Consider the following 18,519-nt stretch of genomic DNA (forward strand, 5'->3'; position numbering starts at 1 on the left):
TGATATCATTTCAGGATTTCCAGTGCTTCTTCTACTGACTTTTTGTAGTGCACTATCTCTGTTATGGCTTTTGTAATTTTTGTAGGATCGTCATGCTGGAACACATTCCTTCCGATGGCTACACCCCTTGCTCCGCCTTCGATCGCACCTTCGATCATTCTCAGGAATTCTTCGTCGGTGTTGGTCTTTGGTCCGCCTGCGATCACAATTGGTACAGGGCATCCTTCTACGACATCTTTGAATGTATCTACATCGCCGGTGTAAAGTGTTTTTACGACATCCGCGCCGAGTTCTGCACCGACCCTGGCAACATGGCCTATAAGTTCAGGGTCATGCGGGCTGGTTATGTTCTTGCCACGTGGGTACATCATCGCAAGGAGTGGCATTCCCCAGTAGTTGCAGTCTTCGGCCACGTTTCCGAGTTTCTGGAGCTGGTCTGCTTCTGTCTCAGAGCCAACGTTCACATGGATCGAGACTGCATCAGCGCCCATTTTCATTACCTCTTCAACAGAACATACCTGGACCTTGTTGTTTGGGTCAGGACCCATGATCGTGGATGCACTCATGTGGACTATGAGTCCCACATCATGTCCGTAGCCCCTGTGTCCATGGTTGACTATTCCTTTCTGCATGAGGACAGCATCAGCTCCACCGTTTGCGACCTTGTTGATGGTATCTGCCACATTGGTCAGGCCTTTTATCGGTCCGTCTGATAAACCGTGGTCCATAGGGATTATTACCATGTTCCTGCTGTCTCTGTGCATTATCCTTTCGATGCGTATCTTCTTTCCGATCTCTGTCATTTTCATTTCCTTCTGTAAGTTTATAATTGTGTATTAATGTACTATAATATACACTGATGTATTTATAGTATCTGTGTTACTATGTGACATAGTAGCACGGTTTTCTATTTAAATGTTTTTGTAAGGATCTGTGTGGATAGATAAAAAAGAGAAAATATCAGTGAGTATCAGATATCCTTCAGGAATTCTCCTATCTGTATTCCTTCTGAAGTGATATCATATGCTACAAGGTGTTTCTCGTGGTCACTACCATGCATTTTCAGTATGGACATGGTCTTTTTGATCTCCTTGCCGATCTCCACATGTTTGAGAAGGACCAATGCATCGGCTAGCGATGACATTGGAATCTCGGCTACAAGTATATTGTTGCCTGCCGCCCTGTTCCCGCTGATGAGCATCGATGTCAGTCCCATGTTCTTGAAAACACGCAGGAGGTTGGCAATATGTTCCCTTTTCTCAACAACATCTCCGAAAACGTAATCGAATCCTGATATGTCATCAAGGAGTATCCTTTTAGCCCCGATCTCCTCTGCGATCTTTCTTACCTCCACCGTGTGGCGGCAGGCATTGATCTCAGAAGGTGGCGTGTATATTATCCTGATGAGTCCCTTCTGTTCAAGCTCCTCGAGTTCAAGCCCGAGACTCGAAGCATAACGTCTCAGTTCGGCAGGATTCTCCTCAAAGGAACTTATCACTCCCGGTTCTCCGTTCCTTGCTCCCTGCACTATGAAATGAAGCCCGAACAACGTTTTTCCGGTGCCGGTGTTCCCTGCTATCAGGGTCGATGAGCGCTCGAACAATCCTCCCCTGCTCAGTTCATTGAACTTCGCAATGCCGGCATCGATCCTTGCAGGCTCTCCTGTATCTTCTACGTCCTGAAGACTTATTCTTGGATAGACGCTGATGCCTGTGTTCGATATGTCGAAAGTGTGTTCCCCCTCTATGTAGCTGGGGTTGTCCATCTTCATTATCTTTAGCGAACGCCTGCTTCCTCTTCTCTGTATGTCCTGTGACATATAGACTATGCCATCTACCACGTCACTGATGACAGAGCGCCAGACATCGTCCTCTGACATTGTTCCTGTCAGGTATACAATGGCATTCCACTCTGAGATCGCAGAACTGAGGGAATAGATGAATCTCCTTCTTTCCGCCTCAGGGAAGCCGAATCCTATGGGTGTTACAGGGTCGATGAGTATCCTGTCCGGTTTCTGTGAGGTCACTATGTTGCCAAGCTCGACCAGCATTGTCAGGGGATCCCTCTCAACGGAACTGATGCTGAATGCATGGATGTTCAGTGCCTCTTCGTAGAACTCATAGCTCTCCAGTCTTTCTCTGATGGCACTCTCTGATCTGGTGGTGATGCAGATGTAAAGCACCTTCTCTCCGTTTCGGGCTGCATCGCACAAGCTCTGGATCCCAAGGATGGTCCTTCCGCTGCCTGGGTTGCCTGCAATAAGTATCGTGGATGGGGACGCAAGCCCTCCTCCTGATATCTCATTAAAACCGGGTATTCCTGTTGATTTGCTTTCCAATTTTGTACCTCGCCGAAAAGAAGACGATTAATAATATGTGATCTCTAAAAGTTTCTTTTCCTTACATAGTTTTGCACATGATTTTACTTAATGTTGTTTGTCAGATACGATTTTAAGGTTCCGCCAGATGATGTCGTTTATCTGGCTCAATGCTGTAATTGGATTCATTTTATAAAAGAATATATATAATCACTACGCATATCGTCCATATAATTGAGTTTTAAAGAGGCCTACACATGGTGAAAAAATATATTTCAACAACGATCTTCTTTTGTATGGTGCTTTTTATGTGCACTTTTCTCCCTTTGACAAGTTCTGCAGGGACGTCTGACACATTTGACCCCTATGCAGTCGCAGTTTATGACGTGGTATTGGATGGGAGTGCTGCGGATATAGATGTGTTCCATACTGCAATGAGTTCCGATGGTAACATGATATATTTCACTGGACAAGAAAAGAGTACGGGTAATATGGTACTGGGTTATGTCTATTCCGATGGTTCTGATGTGGTAACCTATGATGCCTCCGATTATAATGCTTTTGATCTGGTCGTCAATGGTGATGGTTCCAGGGCATATTTTATCAGTGGAACTACTATCTGTAAAGTCGAAGACGATGTCATCTCAAAAGTGATCGATATAGGTATCTATTATCCGTATGCTCTTGACACTACTGATTCCGGTGATCACGTGTACTGTACTTTAAATGGGAGGAAAGGGGTCTTGAAATTCAATGCTGAAGGCATGGGTCAGGATGTTGTAGTGCAGGGGAACGATATTGAAATAGATGACAATGTCTCTTCTTCCATACATGACTTCGCCGTTTCCTCCGATGGTCAGACAATAGCATTCCTGGTAGATGGCTATGTGTTCGAGGAAACAGTATACGATAAACCTGAGGTTTTTTCATTTATCAATGGGAAATATGAACAGTTGACCTCTACCGCAGTTACTAATGATGGTAGTTTAAAAATGGTCCACGATATCAGTGCAGATGGGAATAAGGTTCTCTATCTCCATGATGATATTTATCATATTATTTCTTCAACAGGTTCTGATGACAGGGAACTGGGTAGTTTTGATGGATGGGGTAAACTTGATGGCAGTGGAAAGGTAATGTTTATTTCAGATTCCGGTAACGGTGTTCTCGTTGATACTGCCAGCAGTCAGGAACTAATACTTTTCCCGCGTGAAGGGATGGATATTGCCGGTGATATTGGCAATACTTTCATAAGCAGCGATGGTAAGACAATTTCTTTTACGGTAACGGATGAGCAATATAAAACTTCTATTTATGTTGGTCATTTTTACTCAGCGGGCGACAATATGGATTTGAGTGGATTATCTTTCAACATGTCCGACAGCGTTGAATATTCAGCTGATGCATCTGAGGGGGATACCTATGAAGATGGATCAGAGGATGAAAGTAGCGGTGTTTCTAAAACACCAGAAGTAACTTCAACCGGTGATGATGGGTCTAATGGGATCTCTGATGATGCAGAGTATACAAGTTCTATGAGCAATGAAAAGAAAGGTGAAACGGAGTCAGTTGAAAAGTCAGCAGGATATAGTTTAACGACACCGTTCCTTCTATCTGTCTTTGGACTATGTTCTGTGATCCTCAGTAGGAAAGGCTGAAGGTGATCCGGGATACGAACTATCCTGTCTTCAACCTTCTTTTATCTTTTTTTAGTTCACATTTGTTCCTGTTACGGATGGACTCTCACGCAGAATACTAATAAGGATGTAATTCTCTATAGGGTAATTACAATATTGCACAAATATTCGAACGAATCTATAAAAGGAAGATCTATGAGAGAATTAAAGATCCTTGTTATCAATAACTATGGGCAGTTCTGTCATCTTATCCATCGTTCAGTAAGGGACCTGGACATGGATACGAAGATAGTTGCCAACACAACCCCTGTTGAAGATATACTTGATGAAGAGCCGGACGGGCTAATACTCAGTGGCGGACCTTCGATGGACCGGGTAGGTATAGGTGCTGAATATGTGGAAAGTATCGATATTCCTATCCTTGGTATATGCCTTGGTCACCAGCTCATTGCAAAGACCTTTGGTGGTGAAGTGACATCAGGTGCAGCAGGTGGCTATGCAGATATCGAAGTCGAGATAGTCGATGAGGATGAGATCCTAAAAGGTATCGGACCAAAGACGTCTGTCTGGGCATCCCATGCTGATGAGGTCGTAAAACTCCCTGAGGATTTCATACAGCTCGCAAGGTCGGATATCTGTGAGTACGAGGCCATGAGGCATATAGAAAGGCCAATATTCGGTGTGCAGTGGCACCCTGAGGTTGCACACACCGAAAAAGGAGAACAGCTTCTGACGAATTTCTTTGAGGTATGTGAGAAGTACTAGTTCTCTCATTCCTCTATGCGAGAACGACTGTTTCTTGCATTCTATTATATGGGACTTATTAAGTCTGATATTTTTTATGTGAGAAATATTGATTCTCACATTCCCATTTTCTTCATCATTTTCTGCATATTGAACTTGCCACCGCGGAATCCTTTCATTGCGGTCTGCATCATCTTGTGGTATTTTAAGAGTTCCCTGACATCTTCCGGTGCGCATCCTGAGCCTCTGGCGATCCTCTTGATGCGGGCACTTCCGATAACTCTGGGGTTGAGCATCTCTTCTTCTGTCATGGAATCCATGAGGACCCTGTAACGTCCGAGCTTGTCTCCGGTTACCTGATAGGCATCCTCAGGTATCTTGGCACCCATGCCGCCAAGTGGCAGCATCTGCATGATCTGTTTCATGGGTCCCATCTTGTTGAGGCTTTCAAGCTGCTTGTACATGTCCTTGAGGGTGAACCTGCCACGGAGCATTGCTTCCATGTCAAAGTCCTCTTCTCCAAGGGCTTCCTCTGCCTTCTCGATGAGACTCTTGATGTCTCCCATTCCGAGAAGTCTTGATATGAACCTGTCAGGTTCGAACCTTTCAAGGTCGTCAGGTGTCTCTCCGACACCAATGAAAGCTATAGATGAATTAGTCTCGGATACTGCAGAAAGTGCACCACCACCTTTTGCGGTACCATCGAGTTTTGAGATGACCACGCCTGATATCCCTACAGATTCATTGAAGGCACGTGCCTGCTCACTTGCCTGTTGTCCGATAGCACCGTCCAGGACGAGCAGTTTGTAATCAGGTTTTGCCACGGCATGGATATCTTCCATTTCCTTGATCAGGTCACCTTCAAGTGAGTGGCGACCGGCTGTGTCAACGATAAGTATGTCGTTCTTCTCAAGCTCTTTCAGGCCTCTTTCCACAATTCCGACAGCATCAGGGTTGCCTTCCTCTCCATAGAATGCGACATTGAGCCTTGTACAGAGGGTCTTTAGCTGCTGGTATGCACCCGGTCTGAACGTATCGGCACAGACTACGGCTGGTTTGAGTCCTTTCCTCTGGAAATAACGTGCAAGTTTTGATGTTGTAGTGGTCTTACCGCTTCCCTGAAGACCTATCATCATGATGGTCTGTGGCTTGAGTGGGATATCGGTACTCTTGCCTATGATATTGATGAGTTCCTGGTAGACTATCCTTATTACATGTTCCCTGGGGCTCATACCGGAGGGCACTTCTTCTTTCAGTGCACGCTCCTTGATCTGTTTTGACATTTGCATGACCAGCTTGACATTCACGTCGGACTGGAGCAAAGCCCTCTGGATATCTTTGACGACCTCATTCACGGTACGTTCGTCGATACGGCCTGATTTGACTATCTTTTTAAGGGCATCCTGCAGGGAATTGCCGAGTTTATCCATTACCATTTAAGGATCATCCTGTTCAGTTCTCTCTTTTTGTTGTATTAAATGGGGAGTTCATATTTAATTCTGTTGTGAATGCAGTAATAATAGTAATGATAAGACATAACTACCAAATGATATGGTCTTCATGCAATCAGTACCACTGCCACCATGACTGCGAATACTCCTGTCCACTGTCTTCTGCTTAGCCTCTCTTTCAAAAGTATCCATGCCAGCAGCACGGTTATGGCAGGGTACATCGATGTCAGGATGGCTGCAACATCCAGTCTACCGGACCTTGCAGCAAGCACGTAGAATACGTTCCCTCCAGTGTCGAGGAAACCTGCAAGAAGTATGAATGGCAGGAGCTCTATCCCGGATGTCCTCAGTTTTCTGCCTGTGTAGAGTATCATACAGAATGTGAGTATCGCTGCTGCTGACCTTGATCCCACCAGTGGCCAGAAGACCTCGGTGCCCTGTACCTGGTCGATAAGTATCATGAAAAGACCGAAACCTGTGCCTGCTATCACCGGGAATCTAAGTCTTTTCAGTTCCATGCTCTGTTCGCTCTCGCCTCTTGTGATAAGCCAGACTCCTGCAAACGCAAAGGCGAATCCTGTGATCTGGCTGACGGATGGTAATCCTTCGGTCAACGACCCGAATATCATCGGGACCATGGCACTCCCGACCGCTGTGATAGGTCCCACGATTCCCATTTTCTCAGTTGCAAGCGCATGGTACAGGGCTACAAGTCCTGCACCGCCTGCCAGTCCTGCCAGAACACTCCACATGATGTCATTTCCGGAAGGTATGTTCTCTCCTGAAATTGTTGCATACGAAGCAAGAAGAATGATTCCGGTGATCTGGGAGATGACTACGACTATCATTGCTCCGTTACGTTTACTTGCAACTCCTCCACTAAAATCAGCAGATCCCCAGCAAAGTGCGGCTGCAAGCCCGAATAGAATAACAGATAGTTCCATCTAATCACTCATCGATCGTTTTAATGATCTATCAGGTGAAAGTATTAAATAACGTTGCTATTTGTGTCGACGGTCAGCAACAAAGCTCAAGGCTGGATATAAGATTGGAATAGAATGCCAGATGTTCGATCGATATCAGACCTTAATTAGAAAAGTAGCGGGGGATAGATTCGAACTATCGGTCTACGGGTTATGAGCCCGTCGGGATCTCCTGGCTACCCCACCCCGCTTCGGATGTTTATGTTAGTTGAGAGTGCAATCTTTCTATGTCTGCAATACTATATATGCATATTTCCAAAATACGCCTCTAACAAACTAATCAATAAGTAGATTAAAATCGTGATGTTAAAGTTAGCAAAGTAGCGGGGGATAGATTCGAACTATCGGTCTACGGGTTATGAGCCCGTCGGGATCTCCTGGCTACCCCACCCCGCTTCGGAGATTGCTGTTGATTTTGGAAGGGTACTCCCCCTCAAACGATTCCATTGTAGATAAATGTTGCGTACATGCGTGTGTTTTCGCTATGAGATTATCAAATTAGCTCATCTTTTTCTCCATTCTAATTTGACAAGCTTTTTCTCACACATAATTTGCAAATGAATTTGGATTTTTGACCTTGTTTTGCAAATTTGCAATCAGCATCAATTGATAAACAACAAAGTTCATGGTAACATAGAGTTCTCTGCTTCCTTTTCTGATTGATCTAACATCAAATTTGAGAATATGCTTCACATGCTTGTGAAACCTTTCACAATCTTGTCTTGTCCCTTTTTTCTTCTGGAATTCTGCATCCTCCATGTTCTGATTTCTTAGATACATTCCAACTTGCTTTGACCTTCCATGTTTGTAGAGGAACTTCAATTTTCTGTTAAGTGGAAAGTGGGGGTCTCCCCCACTTTTCCACATCTTGTTCATCCAATGATTGATTCTCTCTATTCTTCCTTCCTCACTGACAACAGCATCAGAAGGAAGGGATATTGTAGGATTCACATTAAGATCATTCCAGATATCTGCGTAGTTAGTGAATGAATCATATGCACCATCCAAAGCATATGAATCAACTTCAGGATTCAATCTTTTCAAGAACTCAATATGCTGTTCCAGTTGTGGAGAATCATGTGCCAGTCCCTTTGTATACGTCATGTACAATGGACAAGTTCCGATTAATGTGATATGCGCTTTATCCATTTTACAGTTATAATGCGGATTATAATCACTATGCTTGTCGTACCTAGAAGCTTCAATAGGTGTTGAATCTGTTTTTAGGTCCTTTGAAGATGTTAGATCTAGTATTCTCGAAGCTACTTTTTGCATTATTTCCCGGAATCCATTTTCTCCTAACCTGTATTTCACAAAGTGGTGAAGTGTTGCTCCAGTTGGCATTGAAATATCATCGTTCGTATTAACAAAACGAAGAAGCAGAGCTTCTTCATCTGTTAGCGATGAGATAGTTTTGTCAAATGAGAGTTTTCTGAAACACATGACAATGGTGAGTTTTATCATAGAAGAAACACGATACTTGAAATGCCAGTCTTTATTGGAATAGTAGTTGTTTTCAACATGCTGTGCGATATCATCGATATTAAGAGAATGTAGCAACCGGCAAATTGACACATTATCTTTACCAACGTAGTTTCGAATGGAGTCCTCAAAGAGGACTCCTTTATACACAGTACAAATATCCTCCATGAGACTGGCCAAATTTATACTATATGAATCTATTGACCTAGCTACTGTTTTTTTTTTGGGGGGGGCGAGGTCTTAAAGAAAAAAGAGGTAAGCTTTTAAGTCAAAATTCTAATTTGATGGACTCCGCTATACACAAAATTAATTATAGCAAAAATATATCTCTTATCTGTCTAAATATGAAGTGACTCGATTGACTCATCTGTTTACTGATCATATATGCATTGGAGAGACAAAGAATGGCCTTACCTGATAAATTCAAATGTGTTGTTACGAACTGGGACTACATCTACGACCTGTGCAGGGAAGTTGCAAATGAAGTGAAAGCTTCAGGGTATGAACCTGATATGATAGTCGCCCTTGCAAGAGGTGGATGGTTCGCAGGACGTGTGCTCTGTGATTTCCTGGGTCTTGATGATCTTACAAGCCTGAAGATCGAGCACTACCTCGGAACCGCACTCGCAGGTGATGAACCACTGATCAGGTATCCTCTTGCTGATAACGCTGTTGCAGGAAAGAAGATCCTTATCGTTGACGATATCGCTGACACAGGAAAGAGCCTGATGCATTCCATCGAATATGTGAACGAGCAGGAACCTGCAGAAGTGAGAACAGCAGCTCTTCAGTATCTGGATTCTTCTGAATATGACCCGGATTTTGTCGGTGAGCGTCTTGAAGAGTGGGCATGGGTGGTCTTCCCATGGAACTTCATCGAGGACATGATCGATCTGATCTCAACACTCATGACAAAAGAGGATAAGGAACTCTGGGATGTCGCTGCTATCAGACACGGTCTTTACATGTATCATTCACTTGACTCGTTCTCATTCGAGATCGCCCAGCCTGGCAGGCTTCCTGAGATAATGGAAGAGATGCACCGCAGGGGAGTCGTGTGCTCTGTGAACGAGGATGGAAAACAGTACTGGAAACTCGCTTAGACGAATGGTGGAACAATGCAGGAAAACATCAAAGCTAAAGCTGACATCGCAATAATAGGTGGGAGTGGTATCTATGATACCAATATGCTGGATAATGTCCGTGAAGTGGATATCGATACCCCTTTCGGAAAGCCATCCGATTCGATCACAATCGGAGAACATGGTAATGTTACAGTATGTTTCCTTCCAAGACATGGTGCAGGCCACAGGATATCTCCATCCGAACTGAACTCAAGGGCTAACATCTTCGCTCTCAAGAAGCTCGGTGTCAAGCGCATAATCGCAGCATCTGCGGTTGGAAGTCTCAAGGAGGAGTTCAAGCCTCTGGACATCGTCATCCCGGACCAGATCTATGACCGTACGAAGTCCAGGCCATCAACATTCTTCGAGGATGGGATCGTGGTCCACATGGGATTCGCTGACCCGTTCTGTCCGGAGACATCAAAGACCATAGTGGACGTTGCAAGTTCAAAGGGTTACAGTGTCAAGGAAGGCGGTACCTATGTCTGTATGGAGGGTCCTCAGTTCTCCACACGTGCTGAGTCCCGGGTATATCAGGCATTGGGTTTTGACATAATCGGAATGACCGCTATCCCGGAGGCAAAGCTTGCCCGTGAGGCCGAGATATGCTACTCCATGATCGCCACGGTCACAGATTACGATGTATGGTATGAGGAAGATGTCACCATAGAGGCTATCATTGAGAATGCAATGAAGAACGAGGCTGCTGTGAAGGATATCATCGTGTCAACACTGGACAAGCTCAGTCTTGAACAGAACTGTATGTGCAAGGATGCCCTCATGGGTGCTATCACGACAGACCAGTCAATGATACCATATGAGACAAAAAGACGTCTTGATCCTTTGATAGGAAGGTATCTTGAGGACTGATGAGCCTGCTATCAGTTACAGGCTTATCGCAAGTGTTTTAATATATCATGATGCTTATTTAATTCGGTGGACCAATGCCTCATAAGTGTACACGATGCGAATCTATCTTTGTAGACGGTGCTTCAGTAATACTTAGCGGATGCCCTAATTGTGGCTGGAACAAGTTCCTCTATGTAAAGGATGAGGAAGTTGAGAAACCTGCTCCTGAAGATGCTGTGGGCACTGAAGGAGAAGAGCACATCATCGATGAGACCTCGCATGAGAAAGCAGATGATGAGTCATCCGAAGCCATCATCCGTGAGATCGATGACATTATCGGTGTCGAGGACAAGGAACCCAGTGTAACTGAGGAGGAAGGCGAAAGGGTCGAATCCGTGCGTATACTTGGTCCTGGTTCGTATGAACTGAACCTCGATTCCCTGCTTGACCGCAAGGAGATCGTCATGGCCATCAAAGAGGATGGTGCCTATGCTCTCCATCTTGGTTCTGTTTTCAAGGAGAACAGGGAGAAGAAGGACAAGAAAAAGAAGAAATAGAAGAATTAATACTCTTCATCTTTTCCGGGGCATGCAATGGATACGATTCCCAGAGAACGATTCTTTGAAGTTGATGCCTTCCGCGGTATTGCTATCCTTCTGATGGTGACCTACCATTTCTTTTTCGATCTTGATTTTCTGGGTATCCATGAATTCAATATGCATTCCGGCATTCTTCTGGTGACAGGCAGAAGTGCTGCGATCCTTTTTATTTTCCTTGTCGGTGTTTCCCTTACGCTGAGCTATTCAAAGGCATCCCTGTCAGGTAAGGATAAAAAAGCGATCTTGATTCATAATCTCAAAAGAGGTGCAGGTATATTCGGCTGGGGTCTTGTCATCACAGTTGTAACAGCCACTTTCCTTGAACGAGGTACTATCTATTTCGGGATACTGCATCTGATAGGTGTCTCTATCATCCTTGCATATCCATTCCTGAGATACAGGAAATTGAACCTTGTTCTGGGTCTGTTTTTCCTGTCTGCACATATCTTTATGGATAGTGCCTATGCAGATATCCCCTGGCTTCTCTGGCTCGGCATCAAACCGCATGGATTCTATACCCTCGATTACTTCCCTCTGGTTCCATGGTTCGGTCTTGTCCTTCTGGGTATCTTTGCAGGGAACAGCCTTTATCCAGACTATAGGCGTAGTTTCAGGATGTGTAATTGCGGGGAGAATGCTGTTGTGAGGGTGCTTGGCTATCTGGGGAAGAGGTCATTGCTAATCTATCTGGTGCATCAGCCTGTGATCGTTGGGATATTGTTTTTGTTTATTTCGATCTGAATGGACGTATTCTGTGTCTGTAGGGGCTATTAGTGTTTAAAGAATTCTAAGAACAGGTTCAGAGGCAACGGATTCTAACAAAGGTTTCTGTTAAGGGATGATCTTATTTTGACTGTAAACCACTATATACCTGTAAGCCAGATGATTATTGGGGTTATAAACAATGGTATATGTACTTATCAGGCATGTAGTCGAAGATTTTTCCAAATGGAAACCAGGATTTGACGAGCACGGTTCCACACGAAAGACGAGTGGTTCCAAAGGTGGAATGCTTTTCCGCACTTCAGATGATCCAAATTCTCTGGCAATCCTTTTAGAGTGGGATACTATTGAGAATGCACGTAAGTTCACTGGATCTGCAGAGTTAAAGCAGAAAATGGAAGAAGTGGGTGTGATCAGCAAACCAGAGATTATCTTCCTGGACAAAATAGAAGACGTAATGGTCTGATCGGGATCAATGATAATGGCTGAGATCGACTCCCTGGTTATCTGTTTGTAATTCTTGATGTTGATCAGCAAAGGTGATCCCGGATGCGTCGAATAGCTGTAACTGGAAAACCAGGCGTAGGCAAATCGACTGTAGTAGCAAGGGCTGTGGAAAAACTTGATCTAAAAGCCTGTGGTATCAGGACTGCAGAGATACTTGTTCATGGCAAACGACAGGGCTTTTCGATAGAAGATATCTCTTCTGGCAGGAAAGGCATCCTGAGTCATGTCAGATGTACCGGTCCGAAACATGGGAAGTACCATGTGAACCTTACGGACCTTGATGGTATAGGTACTAAAGCAATCAGGAATGCCCTTGATTGTGATATTGTGGTCATAGACGAGGTAGGGCCTATGGAACTCAGGTCTGAGGACTTCATTCGGGCCGTTGAGGATGTGCTGGATTCTGACAGGCCTGTACTTGCTGTGCTTCACAGGTCAAGCACACATCCGCTGGCACAGAGAATAAGGGAGGAGTTCGAGGTTATTGTTGTTGATGAAAATAACAGGGACGATCTGCCAGAGGGGATAGTCGAGATGTTTGAATAGGGCAGAATAAAAAGGAAGAATATGTCTCATCCTCTCATTTCACAAAAGTCCCGTTCCTGTAATCCTCAAAAGCCTGTTGCAATTCTTCCTGCGTGTTCATGACAACAGGTCCGTACCAGGCAACTGGTTCGCCTATCGGCTTTCCGGTCATCAGCAGGAAACGGACGCCATCTTTGCCGGCTCTGACAACTATGCTGTCACCGTCGTCGAACATGATGAGATTCTCTTTTCCGATATCCGGTCCAGAACCGCTCTCGAGGTCGAAGTACTTTGCTCCGTCAATTTCGTATGAATACTGGTCGTTTCCGGGGTCGAAGCATCCTTCTCCTTCTATCACATAGGCCAGTACGGTGTAACCGGGCTTTGTAGGGTATTCAAAAGAGGTATCTGCAGGTACTTCTATGTCGAAGTATTCCGGGTCTGTGACTATGTCCGTGACAGGTCCCTGAACTCCATCTATGCTGCCGCAGATTATCTTGATACGTATTCCGTTGTCTCTGGTAATCTCGGGTATCTGGTCGCTCTTCACTTCCTGGTAGCGAGGGTCCATCATCTTATGGGATGCAGGCAGGTTTGCCCATAACTGGAATCCCCAGAGGTTCTTATCAGCATCGCCTTTTGGCATCTCCTGATGGATTATGCCACTGCCTGCGGTCATCCATTGCACATCTCCGGGACCTGTGGCTCCTTTATTGCCCATGCTGTCTCCGTGTTCCACATTCCCCTGAAGCACGTATGTTATGGTCTCGATCCCTTTGTGAGGGTGCCAGGGGAAACCCATGATGTATTTCTTCGGGTCGTTCGAGTGGAAGTCGTCCAGTAACAGGAACGGGTCAAGTTCCGGTACGTGATTGAATCCGAATGCTCTCTTCAGGTGTACTCCCGCTCCTTCCACAGTAGGCATACTCTTCAGTATCTTGCGTATCTTTCTGATATTCCCCATAATTCTCCCCATAGAATATTGTCATCAGGAAGTATTAAGCATTTTTAGTGGAGGTGTAGTTCTGTAATTATAGCTGCAAGATCGGCTCTGTAGGAATCCTAATTTGAATACAGAGATAAATTTAAGTCAATCAACAAGTCAATCAATTATTTTTCATCTTTTCGGATTGTGCCGGCTTCGCCGGACCCTTCGGGATGGTTGCAGTTATTCATGGCTTCCGGTTAGCAAAACTATTGTCCATCGTATCTTTGTGTTTATGATAGTTCTGCAAAAGATTATTTGGGAACAATGAACAGTACAACCACCCGCCGCAGGCGGCACGTTCCATTTCCACTAATTGAAACCAATTGGTTTTATTCGGAATTGATAGGTGTTGAATTCAAAGCTGGAATTGACAAGATCTCTACGGAGCTGTACGGTCAAACAAAATCACTCAAAAAGGTCTGTCTCTCGTCTATCTTCTCAAGTTTCGTCACTCCCACTCCAAGCAACCTGAACCTGCCCTTTCCAATGAACTCCTCCATCAGGATAAGTGCAGTTCTTCGGATGGTGTCCTTGTCAGTGGTGGCTGCGGTGAGGGTCTTTGCCCTTGTGTATGTCCTGAAATCCTCAAAACGGACCTTGATCGTCACTGTCCTGAAACGGAAACGTTTCTTCATCATCGAGGCATGGACCTTCTCCGTGAGTTCGGCAAAGGCTTTTCCAATGGTCTCGGGGTCGGAGATGTCCTCATCGAAGGTATCCTCCGTGCTCACGGACTTGACCTCCTCCCGCTCCTTTACCTCTCTCATATCGATTCCATTGGCAAGCTGGTGCATTACAACGCCGAACTTGCCGAACTTTGCGATAAGGAGCTGGACATCACATGTCGCGAGCTGTCCAACGTTCTCGATTCCCATGTCCTTTAGGATTGGTTGTGTTTTCTTGCCGATCCCGGGAATCTTCGATATGTGCAGTGGGAAGAGAAAATCCTGCACATCTTCCGGCCTGACAACAGTAAGGCCATCCGGTTTGTCGAAGTCCGAGGCTATCTTTGCGATGACCTTGTTGGGGGCAACGCCAATAGAGCATGTGAGCCCGTGAAGACGTTTGACCTCGCTCTTTATCTTCTTTGCAAGCAATGTGGCAGACTCGTAATCGTCTATCGAGTCACCGATGTCGAGATATGCCTCATCCACACTGACCTGCTGGAATTTGTCAGCGAATATCCGTATGGTATTCATGATCTCCGAGGATACCTGCTTGTAGAGCTTCATGTTCACTTTGAGGTATGCAGCATCAGGGCAGAGTCTGTATGCCTTCGATATTGGCATGCCGGAATGTAACCCGAATTCCCTTGCCTGGTATGAGCAGGTGCTGACGACTCCTCTGCCACTTCCTCCTTTTGGGTCGGAGCCAACTACCACGGGCATGCCTTCCAGTTCCGTTTTGTCCCTAACTTCCACCGAAGAGTAGAAACTATCCATGTCAAGATGCAGTGTGATCCTTTCCCTGACAGAGTTTTTCATTTGATGCTTATGTATATTCGGGGATTTATCTAATTATGCCTGCTGTCCATCTGCGGAACCCTGATATAAGATACTGACCTTGAACGACTATTGATAAAGGAGTAGATGCAGGTATGTACGAGTATATTGCCATGCTGGCGTATGTTGTTGTTCTTTTCCTGACCTTGAGGGATATACGTATCTATAAAAGAACAAGGTTCCAGTCCTATCGTAAGGGAGCTATCAAAGGTATCCTTGCGTCAACGATCGTCCTTATTGGTATTGTCCTGACATACATGAATCCGAACTTCGGACTTCTGATGGTACTCATTGCCCTGTTCGTAAATCAAAAAGGAAGCAGGGAGCCTGTTTTCAAAGATGCGAAGATGATGGACCGTCTGCTGGGAAAGACTGATATATAATAATGACTTCTGATGCAGTTCCAGTAGTCCAAAAGGTATAAATGTAAGGGTCTTTATTATACCCGAACAGCTACTATTATAGAGTTTCATCTTATAATGAATATCATAATGGAGAATTATCATGGGAAATATTAGACAATCAAACATCAAGAGAATCGCAATTCGCTTAGCAGAAAACCACGGTGATGTATTCACAACAGACTTCGACACCAACAAGCACCTTGTAACAAAGTACACAACCATCGAGAGTAAGGTTATCAGGAACCGTGTAGCAGGTTACGTTACAAGAAAGATGACACACAGGCCAATAGAGTAAGTTTTTCTGGAGAGGGGATGTTCCCATGTTCGAAGGAGTTTTACCTGCTCTTGTAACGCCATTCTCAAACGATGGTTCGATCGACAAGGAAAGTTTCAGAGGTGTTGTCGACCATGTTGAGGAAGGTGGCGTTTCCGGAGTTGTTGTCTGTGGTACGACCGGTGAATCTGCTACCCTGTCAACCGGGGAGCACAAAGAACTGATCAACCTTTGTATAGATCATGCGAAGGTTCCTGTTGTTGCCGGTACAGGTTCTAACAACACTGATGAAGCAGTAGAACTCACTAAACACGCTGCGGACGCGGGAGCTGATGGCGCTCTCATAATCACCCCCTATTATATCAAGCCCAACAATGCCGGGCTTATTGCTCATTTTAAAAAGATAGCGGAGTCTGCGGACATACCTATCATACTATACAATGTCCCTTCCCGTACGGGACAGAATATGCCTCTGGAAGTGATCATGGAGCTTTCAAAGGTAGATAACATCGTTGCTATAAAGGAAGCAAGCGGCGACCTTGGAAAAGTATCACAGATACTTGAACAGACCATGGATGAGGACTTCGAGGTTCTCTCAGGCGAGGACGGTCTCACGTTCCCGATACTGGCCATGGGTGGTTCCGGTGTTATATCTGTGGTTGCCAACATCGTTCCTGAAATGATGGTGGAGATGTACAATGCTGTGAATGCCGGAGACCTTGCAACGGCAAGAAAGCTCCATTTCAAGATGGCTCCACTCATACGTGCATTGTTCACAGAGACCAACCCGATCCCTGTAAAGCGTGCAGTAGAGCTTATGGGTCTTTCAGCCGGTACAATGAGGCTTCCACTCGCACCTCTTAGTGAAGAGAACAGTGTCACACTGGAGAATGCTCTTCGCAAGCTGGGGTGCATAGCATGATAAACGTCGGTGTTACAGGTGCATCAGGAAGGATGGGTAGGCTCCTCATAGATAATATTCTCAGGTCAGAGGATACCTGTCTGACATCAGCATTTGATATTGCGAACATAGGCAAGGATATTGGCGAGGTAGCTCAGGTCGGTACTTTGAATGTACCGATATCCTCAGTGGATGATATGGAATCAGTCCTGAAGGATAGCGGCACTCAATTACTTATTGATTTTACGATCGCTAACGCAACTGCAGAGAATGCTCCGAGGGCAGCAGCAGCAGGTGTCGACCTTGTGATCGGTACAACAGGTCTTTCACCTGAACAGAAAAAGACCATAGAGGATGCGATCCTTGAGAATGGAGTATCAGGTATAATCTCACCCAACTATTCCGTTGGTGTGAACGTGTTCTTCAAGATACTCGGGGAAGCTGCAAAGTATCTCGGTGAGATGGACATAGAGATAATCGAAGCCCACCATAATCAGAAGAAAGATGCTCCAAGCGGTACTGCAAAAGGAGCGGCCGAGGTTATCAGTGAGGCTCTTGGTGGCAAGGAATACGTCTACGGACGTGAAGGCATGGCACCACGTGGAAAGGAGATAGGCATACACGCTGTCCGTGGCGGTGACATTGTCGGTGATCATACAGTTCTCTTTGCCGGAGATGGTGAGAGGATAGAGATAAAACACCAGGCACATTCAAGACAGGCATTCGCAGGCGGTGCGGTGAAGGCAGCTGCATGGATCGGTAATGCAGAACCTGGCCTTTATACTATGCAGGATATTCTCGGGCTTTAAAGTCCAAACCCTTTTTTTTTGAACAACATGTGTTCATTTGTGTCGTACTATTAGTTACGTGTGCGCATAATCTCTGTTAATTTAAGAATATCGGTGGTCATGAATTATATATATTTGTCAGAATATATTATGGATTGTAGTATGTGAGTTGTCAATACCATTGCTACGCCTCCAACACTACCTCCAAAAACCTCCAGACATTTCTTCCTTTTTATTTTTTGACGATCCTATAGCAAATGCTCTGCAATATTCTCGGAGATCACCCGGCCGCAATAGGAACATCTCAGTTTAATGTCAGTGTCTTCGGTGCTTACTTTGAACTTTGATGTGATAGGTTCGTTACTGTTGGATATACAATTAGGGTTTATGCACCCGACAACACCCTCGACAAAGGATGGTATGTGTACCTTCTTCTTCTGGATGACTTTGAAGTCACGTATGATGTTGATCGTTGCGTTTGGTGCGATAAGTGCGATCCTGTCCACTTCCTCTACCTTAAGCTCACGGTTCTCTATCTTGACGACATCCTTCTTCCCGTACTTCCCATGGGAATTTATCAGCACGCTCACAACACCTTCAGAGGAATCTGGAAGTCCCAGTATCTTCAGGACATTCAGTGCCCTGCCTGCGGTTATATGGTCAATGACGGTTCCGTTCTTGATCCTGCGGACCCTCAGTTCAGTCTCCTTTACCATATCGC

Annotated in this window: 20 protein-coding genes and 2 tRNA genes; 12 read left to right on the forward strand and 10 right to left on the reverse strand. The window is 45.1% G+C overall.

The genetic code is table 11. The features are described 5' to 3' along the window. Positions 1 to 5: 5 nt before the first annotated feature. Together V7O63_RS04395 and V7O63_RS04400 are read right to left on the reverse strand one after the other, a co-directional pair. Entirely contained in the window at positions 6 to 803 is a 798-nt protein-coding gene (locus V7O63_RS04395; RefSeq protein ID WP_340820299.1) for a 2-amino-3,7-dideoxy-D-threo-hept-6-ulosonate synthase, read from the reverse strand. Between the two features lie 167 nt (positions 804 to 970). After that, positions 971 to 2,338 carry an ATPase domain-containing protein gene (locus tag V7O63_RS04400; RefSeq protein ID WP_340820300.1) on the reverse strand — a complete coding sequence of 456 codons (1,368 nt, stop codon included), beginning with the start codon at positions 2,336 to 2,338 and terminating at the stop codon, positions 971 to 973. A gap of 287 nt (positions 2,339 to 2,625) precedes the next feature. On the opposite strand from V7O63_RS04400, the gene V7O63_RS04405 reads away from it, so the two are divergent. Both V7O63_RS04405 and V7O63_RS04410 read left to right on the forward strand, forming a co-directional pair. Then, complete coding sequence (locus V7O63_RS04405) at positions 2,626 to 3,975, forward strand: hypothetical protein (RefSeq protein ID WP_340820301.1); 1,350 nt, start codon at positions 2,626 to 2,628, stop codon at positions 3,973 to 3,975. Positions 3,976 to 4,149: 174 nt separating this feature from the next. Beyond that, entirely contained in the window at positions 4,150 to 4,719 is a 570-nt protein-coding gene (locus V7O63_RS04410; RefSeq protein WP_340820302.1) for a GMP synthase subunit A, read from the forward strand. 95 nt (positions 4,720 to 4,814) lie between these two features. Here the strand turns inward: V7O63_RS04410 and V7O63_RS04415 are convergent, their stop codons facing one another. The 5 genes from V7O63_RS04415 to V7O63_RS04435 form a co-directional block, all read right to left on the reverse strand. Continuing rightward, complete coding sequence (locus V7O63_RS04415) at positions 4,815 to 6,134, reverse strand: signal recognition particle protein Srp54 (protein ID WP_340820303.1); 1,320 nt, start codon at positions 6,132 to 6,134, stop codon at positions 4,815 to 4,817. A 122-nt stretch (positions 6,135 to 6,256) separates the two neighbouring features. Beyond that, positions 6,257 to 7,093 (reverse strand): DMT family transporter, encoded by an 837-nt coding sequence (locus V7O63_RS04420; RefSeq protein WP_340820304.1) that lies wholly within the window; start codon positions 7,091 to 7,093, stop codon positions 6,257 to 6,259. A 155-nt stretch (positions 7,094 to 7,248) separates the two neighbouring features. Next, positions 7,249 to 7,323: transfer RNA gene (locus V7O63_RS04425), tRNA-Met, on the reverse strand. 130 nt (positions 7,324 to 7,453) lie between these two features. Further along, positions 7,454 to 7,528, reverse strand: a tRNA-Met gene (locus tag V7O63_RS04430). Between the two features lie 144 nt (positions 7,529 to 7,672). Beyond that, complete coding sequence (locus V7O63_RS04435; protein WP_340817689.1) at positions 7,673 to 8,782, reverse strand: transposase; 1,110 nt, start codon at positions 8,780 to 8,782, stop codon at positions 7,673 to 7,675. Positions 8,783 to 9,018: 236 nt separating this feature from the next. Here V7O63_RS04435 and V7O63_RS04440 point away from each other — a divergent pair, with 236 nt between their 5' ends. From V7O63_RS04440 to V7O63_RS04465, 6 genes are all read left to right on the forward strand, one after another. Further along, a complete protein-coding gene (locus tag V7O63_RS04440) occupies positions 9,019 to 9,717 on the forward strand; it encodes a phosphoribosyltransferase (RefSeq protein WP_340820305.1) in 699 nt (232 codons plus the stop codon). A 15-nt stretch (positions 9,718 to 9,732) separates the two neighbouring features. Next, the gene (gene mtnP, locus V7O63_RS04445) at positions 9,733 to 10,608 is read left to right on the forward strand and encodes an S-methyl-5'-thioadenosine phosphorylase (RefSeq protein ID WP_340820306.1); all 876 of its coding nucleotides are present in this window, start codon (positions 9,733 to 9,735) and stop codon (positions 10,606 to 10,608) included. 74 nt (positions 10,609 to 10,682) lie between these two features. Then, a complete protein-coding gene (locus V7O63_RS04450) occupies positions 10,683 to 11,144 on the forward strand; it encodes a Zn-ribbon domain-containing protein (protein ID WP_340820307.1) in 462 nt (153 codons plus the stop codon). Positions 11,145 to 11,180: 36 nt separating this feature from the next. After that, complete coding sequence (locus V7O63_RS04455) at positions 11,181 to 11,927, forward strand: heparan-alpha-glucosaminide N-acetyltransferase (RefSeq protein ID WP_340820308.1); 747 nt, start codon at positions 11,181 to 11,183, stop codon at positions 11,925 to 11,927. Between the two features lie 163 nt (positions 11,928 to 12,090). Continuing rightward, positions 12,091 to 12,375 carry a hypothetical protein gene (locus V7O63_RS04460; protein ID WP_340820309.1) on the forward strand — a complete coding sequence of 95 codons (285 nt, stop codon included), beginning with the start codon at positions 12,091 to 12,093 and terminating at the stop codon, positions 12,373 to 12,375. Between the two features lie 83 nt (positions 12,376 to 12,458). Continuing rightward, positions 12,459 to 12,962, forward strand: coding sequence for an NTPase (locus tag V7O63_RS04465; RefSeq protein ID WP_340820310.1), 504 nt, complete (start codon positions 12,459 to 12,461; stop codon positions 12,960 to 12,962). A gap of 34 nt (positions 12,963 to 12,996) precedes the next feature. Here the strand turns inward: V7O63_RS04465 and V7O63_RS04470 are convergent, their stop codons facing one another. Further along, the gene (locus V7O63_RS04470) at positions 12,997 to 13,905 is read right to left on the reverse strand and encodes a pirin family protein (protein ID WP_340820311.1); all 909 of its coding nucleotides are present in this window, start codon (positions 13,903 to 13,905) and stop codon (positions 12,997 to 12,999) included. A 419-nt stretch (positions 13,906 to 14,324) separates the two neighbouring features. Next, the gene (gene dinB, locus V7O63_RS04475; protein ID WP_340820312.1) at positions 14,325 to 15,413 is read right to left on the reverse strand and encodes a DNA polymerase IV; all 1,089 of its coding nucleotides are present in this window, start codon (positions 15,411 to 15,413) and stop codon (positions 14,325 to 14,327) included. A gap of 113 nt (positions 15,414 to 15,526) precedes the next feature. Between dinB and V7O63_RS04480 the strand changes: the two genes are divergently transcribed. The 4 genes from V7O63_RS04480 (at position 15,527) to dapB (ending at position 17,819) form a co-directional block, all read left to right on the forward strand. After that, entirely contained in the window at positions 15,527 to 15,814 is a 288-nt protein-coding gene (locus V7O63_RS04480) for a hypothetical protein (RefSeq protein WP_340820313.1), read from the forward strand. Positions 15,815 to 15,935: 121 nt separating this feature from the next. Further along, positions 15,936 to 16,130, forward strand: coding sequence for a 30S ribosomal protein S17e (locus V7O63_RS04485; protein ID WP_340820314.1), 195 nt, complete (start codon positions 15,936 to 15,938; stop codon positions 16,128 to 16,130). Positions 16,131 to 16,155: 25 nt separating this feature from the next. After that, a complete protein-coding gene (dapA, locus tag V7O63_RS04490; RefSeq protein WP_340820315.1) occupies positions 16,156 to 17,031 on the forward strand; it encodes a 4-hydroxy-tetrahydrodipicolinate synthase in 876 nt (291 codons plus the stop codon). After that, the gene (gene dapB, locus V7O63_RS04495; protein WP_340820316.1) at positions 17,028 to 17,819 is read left to right on the forward strand and encodes a 4-hydroxy-tetrahydrodipicolinate reductase; all 792 of its coding nucleotides are present in this window, start codon (positions 17,028 to 17,030) and stop codon (positions 17,817 to 17,819) included. The genes dapA and dapB overlap by 4 nt, the downstream gene beginning before the upstream one ends. A 227-nt stretch (positions 17,820 to 18,046) precedes the next feature. On the opposite strand, the gene pyrI is transcribed toward dapB, so the two are convergent. Then, positions 18,047 to 18,514: an aspartate carbamoyltransferase regulatory subunit gene (gene pyrI / locus V7O63_RS04500; RefSeq protein WP_340820791.1), complete on the reverse strand. Its 468-nt coding sequence runs from the start codon at positions 18,512 to 18,514 to the stop codon at positions 18,047 to 18,049. Between the last annotated feature and the right edge of the window lie 5 nt (positions 18,515 to 18,519).

It is taken from the genome of Methanolobus sp. WCC4, assembly GCF_038022665.1.
In the GTDB taxonomy this organism is placed as follows: Archaea; Halobacteriota; Methanosarcinia; order Methanosarcinales; family Methanosarcinaceae; genus Methanolobus.